This window comes from Colwellia sp. BRX8-9 (assembly GCF_014077245.1).
Taxonomy (GTDB): Bacteria; Pseudomonadota; Gammaproteobacteria; order Enterobacterales; family Alteromonadaceae; genus Colwellia_A.
In genome coordinates this window covers 1-386 of the sequence record NZ_JACGVN010000064.1, presented here as the reverse complement: position 1 = coordinate 386, position 386 = coordinate 1, and the positions used below count along the sequence as shown (strand labels likewise).

The following is a 386-nucleotide window of genomic DNA, read 5'->3' as shown; positions in this document are numbered from 1 at the left end:
CCAGATTTGAACTGACGACCTTCGGGTTATGAGCCCGACGAGCTACCAGACTGCTCCATCCCGCGTCCGAATGTCCTAATACCTTCTTAGGAAAGCCAAGTTGTTTTAATTCAAACTTAAGAATTAACTCTTTATACTTGAGTTAAAGTTGGTTATCGGAGCCCATATCTAATTGAAAGGGAACTGACGACCTGATTTTATACTTATATCTTAAGTTGGTTGTGAGAGCCCATATCTTTCGAGAGGGAACTGACGACCTTCAGTACAAACACTCTTTATACTTGAGTTAAAGTTGGTTGCGGGAGCCAGATTTGAACTGACGACCTTCGGGTTATGAGCCCGACGAGCTACCAGACTGCTCCATCCCGCGTCCGAATGTCCTAATA

1 tRNA gene is annotated in these 386 nt (G+C 44.3%); it reads right to left on the bottom strand.

Features of this window, described 5'->3' with window-relative positions:
- Positions 1 to 293 precede the first annotated feature (293 nt).
- Positions 294 to 370, bottom strand: a tRNA-Met gene (locus tag H4J70_RS20285).
- Positions 371 to 386: the final 16 nt, after the last annotated feature.